Raw genomic sequence first — 9,976 nt, 5'->3', positions numbered from 1 at the left:
CCGCTACGACAAACGCGCCTACACCTACCTCGGAACCGTCACCGTCGCAGCCCTGATGATCTGGCTCCGCACATGATCCAAGAAACAGAACCTAGACCTGCAGCCTCGCCTACCGCCCAACCGAGCTCGCGACTGATCTTCACCACGTACGCATGGTGGTCCAGCGCCTGCCTGGCGTGCCCCCGGTCCCACTGGACCACTCCCAGGCTGCTGTGCATGGCAGCCTGACCGAACAGGTCGCCTTCGGCCGTGGCCGCGTTCAGCGCCGTCTGTGCGGTGGCCTGCCATGTCACCCGCGGGAGGCGGAGCCAGAAGAATCCGAACAGTGCGGAGGTCAGATGCCAGGCGACGGCGCGGGGACCGTGCCGGCCCGCATGGTTGACGATGGCGAGGAGATTGGCCCGCTCCGCCTCCAGCCACTGCTCGCCTCCGCTTGTGGACGGCAGGCCCGGATGCCCGGAGAACCGGAGGTTCTCGGGCAGTTCCGGGAAGAGCCAGGTTCCTGAGACGGCTCGGGCGGCGTTGAGGTACCAGATCAGGACCCGCTCCAGCGCGGCGTCGCGGTCCGCTGCCGTCTCTTCTGCTTGGGCGCGCTCGTGTGCGTATTCTCGAAGGAGATCATGGAAGCGGTACCGGCCCGCCGCCTCGGGTTCGATCAGATGTGCTACGGCCAGGGCGCTGAGCAGACGTCGGGCTTGGTGCAGCGAAGTGTCTAGCAGCACTGCCGCGGCTTCGGCCGTAAGTTCCGGCCCGGGGAACAAGCCGAGCAGACGGAAGAGCCGCCGTGCCGCGGGAGCCAGAACCCGGTATGAAGCGGTAAGAGCAATGCGCAAGGAGAGGTTGTCGGTGCCGTCCGGTTCCAGCGCCTCGAGGCGGTTACCCTCGGACATCTCGGAAACCAGATCGGATAGGCGCAGGCCGGGGTCGCCTGCCAGCCGAGCGGCAGCCAAGCGCAGCGCCAGCGGAAGGCTGCCGCACAACCGGATCAGTTCGTCGACCGCGAGCGGTTCGGCGATCAGTCGCTCTGCGTCGAGCATCTCGCTCAGCAGGGCGCGGGCCTCGGTCGGCAGAAGAAGGTCCAACGGCATTGAGTGCGCACCGTCTCGGGCGACGAGATCGCCGAGTCGGTTGCGGCTGGTGACGACGACACAGCAGGACGGACTGCCCGGAAGCAAGGGGCGGACTTGTTCGGCCGAAGCCGCGTTGTCCAGTAGGACAAGCATGCGCCGGTCGGCCAGCAGTGTCCGGTAGGCGCGGGCCTGGGCGTCCTCATCGGACGGGATCTCCGACACCGCGAGCCCCAGGCTCCGCAGCAATAGCTCGAGCGCCTCGTTGGACCGCGTGGGCTGCCGGTCGTGGTCGAAGCCGTGCAGGTTCACGTACAGCTGGCCGTCCGGGAAGCGATCACGCACCTGGTGGGCCCAGTGCACTGCCAAAGCTGTCTTGCCGATCCCGGCCGCTCCGCCGATGGCGGAGATGACCACGGTGTTCGCCGGTCCTTGACCCTGCGCAGACGGGAGCAGAGCGTGCAGTTGGGCGAGTTCGTCGGAGCGGCCGGAGAATCCACGTGCATCGTGCGGCAGTTCGGCTGGCACCCGCCGGACGCTGTCGGGTGCCGGTTGAGTAGTCCGTGGATATGGGGCGGCCGCTGTCGGATCGTCGTGCAGGATGAATTGGTAGACCCTCTGCAGCTCCCTGCTCGGGTCGACCCCCAGGTTCTCGGCGAGCCGGAGGCGAATGCCTTCGTAGTGCCCGAGAGCTTCGGCCTGTGACCCGCATCGATACAGCGCCGTCAGCAGTTGTCCGGCCATCCGCTCATCGAGCGGATGGTCTGCGGCCAGTTCGCGCAGCTGGGGGAGAATCTCCTCGTGACGCCCTCCGCGCAACTGCACCTCATGGTGGAGCAGTAAGGCCTCTATGCGTTCCCTCTCCAGCCTGGCCCGCGTCCCTTCCGCCCACAGCCCCGTCAGGCCGGCCAAAGGTTCACCGCGCCACATTTCCAGCGCGTGCCCCAGGAGTCTGGCGGTCTCGTCGTCGTCGATGCCTTCCCGCACACGGGCTCGGCTGACGAGTTCACGGAAACGGTGCAGGTCTACCCGCTCGGCCGGCGTCCGAAGCGTGTAGCCACCCGAGCTTCGCGTCAGGTGCACACCGGCCGACGATGCGTCGGCCTGTCGGAGCGCGGACCGTAGCCGGGCGATATAGCCGTAGAGCACGTTGCGCACTGAGGCAGGCGGATTCTCCCCCCATACACGGTCGATGAGGGCCTCGATCGGCACAACACGGTTGGCCTCCATGAGGAGCACTGCCAGCACGCACCGCTGACGAGGCCGACCGAGGTCAATCTCCTCGTCGGCTACGTACGCATGTACCGGTCCCAGCAACCGTATGTCCACCCGGCTGTCCCTCCGTCACCACGCTATCAGGGAGTCCGCGGCCTCCTGACGCCCCGGTCGGCCATCGTCCTGGCCCTGTGACCTGCTCGTCCAGGTTTCCTCAAGATTTCTTCCTCTCCCCCTTCGGCAAGCTGACGGCATCGAGAAGGCGACGCTCTTTGCGAACCGCCGAGCGCATGACACAGAGGAGCTGGACAGGTTGAGGAAGATCAGGCGGCCCGCAACTGCCGGCAGGCATCGTCGCAGCAGGACCCGTCCGAGCGGTGGATACGCCCACTCGCGCGTGAACTGGCTGGCGTCCGTCATCTACAAGTGGCAGATACGGCGCCCGCCGAAGTGACCCCGAGTGTAGCCACCACCGACCGCGCAGGCCGGACGCACTGTCCATCGGCCTGCTGCCGCGACGTGCCAGTGCGCGGGATTTCCACGTAGGGACATCGCCCGCCACAAGCTGCCGTCCGCCGGTCCCGGGGAACCGGCGGACGGCGTCGCATCACCAGGCGTCGAGCGAAGCAGGTCAACGCATTCACACCGCACCACCGGGGGCGGTGCGCCACAAGGAGGGAAAACTGATGGAACAGCAGTATCGCGAGGCTGCCGACTCCGGGGAACCGGAGGCGATGGTGAAACTGGGAACCCTGCTGAGGGACCGAGGAGACCTCGTCGAGGCCGAACAGTGGTACCGGAAGGCCGCCGCCGTTGGGAGTGTCCCCGCGATGTGCCTCCTGGGCTGGGTGCTTCACCAGCAGGAGGCAGCCGCGGAAGCGGAGCGGTGGTATCGACGGGGCGCGGCCTCCGGCCATGTCGAGTCGATGTTCCGGCTGAGCGGACTGCTCCAGGAACGTGGGCAGCCCACCGAGGCCGAACAGTGGTGCCGCAAGGCCGCGGACATGGGCCACGGCGCCGCCATGGGCGCTGTGGGATTCCTGCTGGAGGAGCGCGGGGATCTGCCTGGTGCGAAACAGTGGTACCGGCGGGCGACCGACCTGGGCGACGTCTTCGCACTGCAGCAGATGGGGCTGCTCCTTGAACAGCGTGAGGACGCGGCCGCGGCTGAGCAGTGGTACCGGGAAGCCGTGGACACCGCGAAGAGTGCCTTCGTGCAGGGCGCAGCGATGAACGAGCTCGCACGACTGGCAGTGCAGCGCGGCGAGGTGGCCGAGGCGGAGCAGTGGCTAAGGGAGGCCACCTACGTTCTGGAAGGGGCCGGCGCGGCGGCCGAGCCGGATACGGCGGAACTCGCAGCCGGGGTGTTGATCCGCCTGGGCATGTTGCTGGAGCAGCGCGGCGACACTGCCGAGGCCGAGCAGCGCTTCCGCGAGGGCGCTTCGCTCGGCCGCGCCGAGGCCATGGTGAAGTTGGGCTCCTTGCTCGATCAGCTCGGCCGGGCAGCTGACGCGGAGCAGTGGTTCCGAAAGGGCGCCGACAAGGGGCACGCCCGGTCCATGCTCTTCCTGGGACTGCTGCTGGAGGAACGGGGAAACGAAGCCGAGGCCGAGCAGTGGTACCGGCGAAACACCGCGACGCCCTACGCGATGAGCCTCCTGGGCAGACTCCTAGAGCGGCGCGGCGATTTGGCAGGGGCCGAACAGCGGTACCGGACCGCCGCGCTCGCGGGCATCACCGACGCGATGACCAGGGTGGCAACGCTCCTGGAGCGCCGCGGAGAGATGGCAGAGGCCGAGCAGTGGTATCGCCAGGGCGCCATGGCCGGGGACGACCAGGCCATGCTCAGGCTGGCGATCGTGCTGGAGCAGCGCGAGGAAATGTCCGAGGCAGAGCAGTGGTTCCAGCGGGCCGGCGCAGCGGGAAACGTCACGGCCATGTATCTGGCCGGGTCCCGGCGGTGGCAGAGCGGCGATCCGGCCCAGGCGCTGCACTGGTGGCGCGAGGGCGCGGACGCCGGCGATGGTTCGTCGATGAAGTTGCTGGGTCTGACGCTGACTATGGCCGGGAACCTGAGCGAGGGCGAACGCTGGTGCCGAATGGCCCACGAGGCCGGAGAGATCGACGCGCTGGACAAACTGCACACGCTGCTGGATGACAAGCGCAGAAGCTGAGCGGTCCGCGGCCGTGCGACGCGCGCCGTGCCGGTGAGACCGGGCCAGACCGGATGGAAGTTCTGGTTCAGGTGGTGGGAGGTCGAAATGAGGCAAGAGGAAAGGGGTGCGGTAATGGACGTACGGATTCGGCTGTCCGGCGACACGGCGGCTGCGGAACTGGTCGAGTTGGCGAACTGGCTGTCACGCGAGGACGACTTCCGTGGGCGTGTGTCGGCCGCGCAGCCCCTCGTACGAGCCGGCCAGATGGGTAGCGTCGCAGACGTCCTGATCGTCGCCTTGGGCGCCCAGGGCGTCGGAACGGTATTGGCGGCCTCGCTGTCCACATGGATCAGACACCGCCGCCCCTCGGCGGACATCGAGGTGACCGGCGCTGACGGAAGGGGGGTCCGAGTCTCCGTACGTGGCTGCACCGAACGGGAGATCGAGGTCCTGCTGCGCCAAGCACTGGAGCGCTGAGTGCGACTCCCTGACCCCGACCGGTCACGTGCGCTCCTGCTCGGGACCAGTACATTCGCCGACCCGGAGCTGCCCAATCTGGCTGCGGTCCGCAACAACATTGAGGACCTCGCCACGGTCCTCACCAGTCGCTGGGGCACGGGCCTCGCACCCGAAGCCTGCATCCGGATGCCGGACGAGCCGGATCTGGCGGTCATCGGCTCCCGGTTGCTGGCCGCGTCCGCAGCAGCGGAGGACATGCTCCTGGTGTACTACTCCGGCCACGGCCTGGTCGGCCCGGACGGACAGCTTCACCTGTCGCTGCCCGGCACTCACAGCGATCGGGCGCTCGTGGCCTGGACGGGCCTGCCCTTCGCCCTGCTGCGCGGCACCCTCGCGACCGCCCGGGCGGCCAATCGCGTACTCGTCCTGGACTGCTGTTTCTCCGGTCGCGCCATCGACATGATGGCCGACACGGCGTCGCTGGTCGCCGGTCAGATCGAGGTGACCGGTACCTGCACGCTGACCTCGTCGCCGGCGAATCGGTCCGCCGTCGCCCCGGTCGGCGCGCGGCACACGGCGTACACCGGGGAGCTGCTCCGACTACTGCGTCACGGAACAGGCGACGAGACCGAGTTCCTCACCCTGCCGGTCATCCACGAGCATCTGTCGGCCCTACTGCCCCGTAAAGGATTTCCGGTCCCCGAGCAGCGCAACACCCGCACGATCGGCCGCCTGGCGCTCGCCCGCAACCGGCCGCCTGCCGGAACCGCCGACGCCATTGCACTGGCCGAGGAAGGTAGGCGGCTGGAGGCCCTCGGCGACATCACTCGGGCACTGTCCTGCTACCGCAGCGCCGCCATCGCCGGGCAGCGCGACGCGATGGTCCGTCTCGCCCTGTTGCTCAGACAGAGCGGGGACACATTCCAGGCCTCCCTGTGGCACCGGAAAGCCGCCGAGGCGGGACATCCGACCGCCATGTACGAGCTGGGCCTGCAGCAGTGGCAGACTGGCGACCCCACACAGGCCGAACAGTGGCTCCAGAAAGCCGCCGACGCCGGAGTGAGTGAGGCCAGGGACAGCTTCAACGTGCTGCGCCAACTGCTGAGCGGAGACTGACGCCCCTTCCCCTCATCAACCAGCTCGTGTCCGCTCGGGAAACACGGCACCACCGTCAACGTCCACAGACCCACCACGACCGGACATGTTCAAGGCCGCCGTCACCGCCGCTCCAATCGCGCCAAGGTCGATAGAGACGTCGCAGAGTGCCACCGTACACGGCCGCGCGATGCAAGTACCTGGTCGGCTGAGTGACCGTAAAAACGCGCTGACACCTGGCGGCCGACGACATCGAACGCGACACCCTGGTGCGCGAAGCCGCAGCGTGCCCGGACGTACACCACACCCGCCGACGCACCGCTGCCGAGCTGACCCCCGCAGCACAGAACAGGCTCAACTTCCGGCCCACCCCCGGTCAACGCCCTTGCAGCACGACGGCGCCCGCCACTGATGCCAGACACGGGCCGAACATGGGGCGTCCGCTGTGTCGGCCTCGGCGGAGCCGGTTGCGGATCTGGCCGACGCGCTCGGGGATGGTGTTGGCGATGCCCCGCTCACGCAGCCAGGTGCGGAGTCAACTCCGACGGGCAGTGCGAGGAGCTGCGCCTGGACTCCCTCCGTTCGCCGCCGCCAGCCCGTTCCCCATCAACATCAAGGCATCGCACAACGCGCGGATATCGCACCGTGAAGGGATACTGTCCGTGTCAGGACGCGCCGGTGTGAAACTTCGACCAAAAGCGTAGACGACCTTTCCTTTGAGTTCGAACCGCATACGCTCTGTGAGGAGAATGATCGTGTCAGAACGCGGAGAGCCTACGAGGGAAGAGAAGATCCGAGATGCGCTCAGTGCCGCCCCGCGCTTCATCGCGGAGACGGCAACGGTTCTGGACTCAGACATGAAGACAGTCCTTAGGGAAGGGTCACCCGACTGGATCTGCATGCCAACTCCCCCCGGTCAGCCGGCTCCCGGCCCCATGTGCCTCGACCCAACCTGGATGCAGTTTGTCGAGGAGGTCATGCAGGGCAAGACCCCAACGATCGACCGTATCGGGATCTCCTACATGCTGATGGGAGAGACCGGTGCAGACTTCGATGATGTCCTGGCCACACAGCCCCCAGAAGGCAAGGACTGGTATCGCGCCGGACCCCACGAGATGTTCTGCTTTCCCCAAGGAACTGGCCACATCTTGCAGGGGATTGGACACGACCCGTCCTCGGGACAGCCTTATGTACGACCGATTCGAGGAGCTGAGCCCATGCTCGTCGTCCCGGTCGCCAAGCCGGGCGAGACAGCCTGCGGATGTCGAAGCGACTGCCCCTGTTGCCGGAACAACTCGGCTACACCTGATTCCGAGACCTCGGCTTACTGATCGTTTCAGAATGACGTGCGGAGTCGTCGGAGGCAGATGATGCTGCAGGCGAGTTCCAAGAGGCCCTGGTGGAGGTCGGCGCGGCGTTCGTAGCGGATCCGCAGTCGTTTGAACTGGTGAAGCCAGGCGAAGGTGCGCTCGACGACCCAGCGTGTCTTGCCCAGGCCGGAGCCGTGGGCGACGCCGCGCCGCGCGATGAGCGGCTTGATGCCGCGCTGCCACAGCAGCCGGCGGTACTTGTCGTAGTCGTAGCCCCGGTCGGCGAACAGACGCTTGGGCTTGCTCCGCGGACGTCCCCGCAGACCCCGTATTCGCGGGATCGCGTCGAGCAGCGGCATCAGCTGCGTGACGTCATGCCGGTTCCCGCCGGTCACGGACACGGCCAGCGGGGTGCCGCGGCGGCCGACGATCAAGTGGTGCTTGGAGCCGGGGCGGGCCCGGTCGACCGGCGAAGGCCCGACGTGATCCCCCTAATCCAGTGCGTAAGCAGACGGCCCAGGCCCATGCAACGACCCGGGGCAGCTGCTCGCACAGGACAGCGAATGCCTGGATCCCCCCTGGCCGTCAAGGCCTCCTCAAAGAGCGGCATCGCTGTCCGCGGTGATGACGCGGGCGCCGGGCTTGAGGCTTGCGCCAAGAGCGGCGAGCCCGGCCCCGTGGTCACCGCGAAACTCGCATGGACTGCTCGGACGTTAATCGTCACGGCGCGAGCCCGCTCCAGGGTCGACCTCTTGTTCATCCGCGAGCCCACGAGCTCTGCAGAAGATCGAGCCCCTGGAGTGCGCTGGTGTCGCGAACGGCTACTGAGATGGCGGACCAACGAGTCCTTGGATTAGGGCGCCGCGTGACCCGCATGTGCTCGTGACCTGCATAAACGGACAGATCTTGGAGGACCGCTTGACCGTGTTCTGCGGCATCGACTGGGCAGAGCGCCACCACGACGCCGCCCTCGTCGACGAAGCCGGCACTCTGCTCGCCAAAGCCCGTATCACCGACGACGCGTCCGGCTACCACAAGCTCTTGGCCCTCCTCGCCGAACACGGCGACAGCCCCGAAGACCCGATACCGGTGGCCATCGAGACCAGCCACGGCCTCCTGGTCGCGACCCTGGGCACCGGCAGCCGCCGTGTCTTCGCGATCAACCCGCTCGCCGCCGCTCGCTACCGCGACCGCCAACCAAGTCCGCTCGCTCCTGCGCGAGTACTACCCTGCTGCTCTGCTGGCCTTCCAGGGCAAGCAAGGCGGTCTGACCAGGGCTGACGCCCGCGTCATCCTCACCCTGGCGCCGACTCCGGCCAAGGCCGCGAAGCTCACCCTCGCCCAGCTGCGGGCTGCCCTCAAACGCAGTGGCCGCCTCCGCGGCTGCGACGCGCAGGCCGAGCGGCTGCGGGACGTCTTCCGCGCTGAGTACGCCCACCAGCTCCCCGGCGTCGAGGACGCCTTCGGCCACCAGCTCCTGGCTCTGCTCAAGCTGCTGGACGCCGCCTGCCAAGCCGCGGACGATCTCGCGGAGGCGGCCACAGCCGCCTTTCACCACCACGCCGACAGCGAGATCCTGCTCAGCTTCCCCGGCCTGGGGCCCATGCTCGGGGCCCGCGTGCTCGCCGAGCTGGGCGACGACCGGGCACGGTTCCCCGACGCGAGGGCGCTGAAGTCGTACGCCGGATCCGCGCCCATCACCCGGGCATCCGGCAAGAAGCGTTTCGTCGGCCGCCGGTTCGTCAAAAACAATCGCCTCATCAACGCCGGCTTCCTCTGCGCCTTCGCCGCCCTCACCGCCTCACCAGGAGCGAACGCGCACTACCGGCGCCGACGCGAGCATGGTGATTGGCATGCCGCCGCACAAAGACACTTGCTGAACCGCTTCCTCGGCCAGCTCCATCACTGTCTCAAGACCCGACAGCAATTTGACGAACAGCGCGCCTTCGCACCGCTCCTGTCACCCCCAACCCAGCAGGCGGCTTGACTTCATAGCCCCCTGAGATGTCTTTGAGGGCTCTGACATGGGAGCCATCAATCGCGCAGTCGTCCATCTCGAGCAAGCCGGTCTTGCGTAGTTCGGCAAGGAGCTCCGCGTGCAGTCGGGGCCAGACACCGACTTCGGTCCAGTCCCGCAGTCGGCGCCAGGCGGTCACGCCCGAGCAGCCCACGACGCCGGCGGGCACGTCCCGCCAGGCCACCCCCTTGCGCAGCACGTAGACAATGCCCGCCAGTGCAACACGGTCAGGCACCCGAAGCCGACCTGGGTGCCGGTGCCTTCGCTCGGGTTGCGGCGGCAGCAGCGGGGCTATGCGCTCCCACAGGTCATCCGGGACAAGATCATCAGGCACCCCGCAGACCTTGCCGACGAAGATCATTAACATCCAGCCGACACGCCGACCTCATTCTGAAACGATCAGTTAGAGGTCAAAGTACTGGCGGCCATGTGTTCGTGTCGACGTCGGGTTGCACGTGGCACCAGTTGCTGGCGCCGTCGTTCGGGCCGTCGGGAGCGACTGCGCATCGCCGGTTCACGGAGTGGACGAAGGCTCGGGTGTGGGCGGAGCTGCACCGCCTGTTACTGAGGTTTTCGTGTGGGCGTCGGGTGGTGACGGGTGGTGATCCCTGCGGTATGCCGTTGCTATGCGGTATGCGCAGGGTGGGGGCCTGACCG

4 protein-coding genes and 4 pseudogenes are annotated in these 9,976 nt (G+C 67.5%); 5 read left to right on the top strand and 3 right to left on the bottom strand.

Features of this window, described 5'->3' with window-relative positions; translation table 11 throughout:
• Positions 1-38: 38 nt before the first annotated feature.
• On the bottom strand, positions 39-2,396 hold the full coding sequence (locus ACFYYN_RS43220) for an AfsR/SARP family transcriptional regulator (RefSeq protein WP_500550178.1): 2,358 nt from the start codon (positions 2,394-2,396) through the stop codon (positions 39-41).
• A 572-nt stretch (positions 2,397-2,968) separates the two neighbouring features.
• Between ACFYYN_RS43220 and ACFYYN_RS43215 the strand changes: the two genes are divergently transcribed.
• The 3 genes from ACFYYN_RS43215 to ACFYYN_RS43205 all read left to right on the top strand — a co-directional run bounded on the left by ACFYYN_RS43215 (position 2,969) and on the right by ACFYYN_RS43205 (position 6,013).
• Positions 2,969-4,456: a tetratricopeptide repeat protein gene (locus tag ACFYYN_RS43215; RefSeq protein WP_500550177.1), complete on the top strand. Its 1,488-nt coding sequence runs from the start codon at positions 2,969-2,971 to the stop codon at positions 4,454-4,456.
• A gap of 114 nt (positions 4,457-4,570) precedes the next feature.
• Positions 4,571-4,915, top strand: coding sequence for an effector-associated constant component EACC1 (locus ACFYYN_RS43210; RefSeq protein WP_500550176.1), 345 nt, complete (start codon positions 4,571-4,573; stop codon positions 4,913-4,915).
• Complete coding sequence (locus ACFYYN_RS43205; protein WP_500550175.1) at positions 4,916-6,013, top strand: caspase, EACC1-associated type; 1,098 nt, start codon at positions 4,916-4,918, stop codon at positions 6,011-6,013.
• A 1,315-nt stretch (positions 6,014-7,328) separates the two neighbouring features.
• Here the strand turns inward: ACFYYN_RS43205 and ACFYYN_RS43200 are convergent.
• Positions 7,329-7,793 (bottom strand): annotated as a pseudogene (locus ACFYYN_RS43200) (IS5 family transposase); the annotation flags it as partial.
• Between the two features lie 412 nt (positions 7,794-8,205).
• On the opposite strand from ACFYYN_RS43200, the pseudogene ACFYYN_RS43195 reads away from it, so the two are divergent.
• A pseudogene (locus tag ACFYYN_RS43195) lies at positions 8,206-9,289 on the top strand (transposase).
• 22 nt (positions 9,290-9,311) lie between these two features.
• On the opposite strand, the pseudogene ACFYYN_RS43190 reads toward ACFYYN_RS43195, so the two are convergent.
• Positions 9,312-9,653, bottom strand: a pseudogene (locus ACFYYN_RS43190) (transposase); the annotation flags it as partial.
• Between the two features lie 95 nt (positions 9,654-9,748).
• Between ACFYYN_RS43190 and ACFYYN_RS43185 the strand changes: the two are divergent.
• Positions 9,749-9,886, top strand: a pseudogene (locus tag ACFYYN_RS43185) (transposase); the annotation flags it as partial.
• Between the last annotated feature and the right edge of the window lie 90 nt (positions 9,887-9,976).

The organism is Streptomyces sp. NPDC001902, assembly GCF_042891295.1.
GTDB lineage: Bacteria > Actinomycetota > Actinomycetes > Streptomycetales > Streptomycetaceae > Actinacidiphila.
This window is presented reverse-complemented; position numbering and strand designations above follow the sequence as displayed.

What these genes read in the sequence shown, in the direction of transcription:
- ACFYYN_RS43215 (WP_500550177.1), top strand. Translation starts at nt 2,969, where the DNA reads ATGGAACAGCAGTATCGCGAGGCTGCCGACTCCGGGGAACCGGAGGCG.
- ACFYYN_RS43210 (WP_500550176.1), top strand. Translation starts at nt 4,571, where the DNA reads ATGGACGTACGGATTCGGCTGTCCGGCGACACGGCGGCTGCGGAACTG.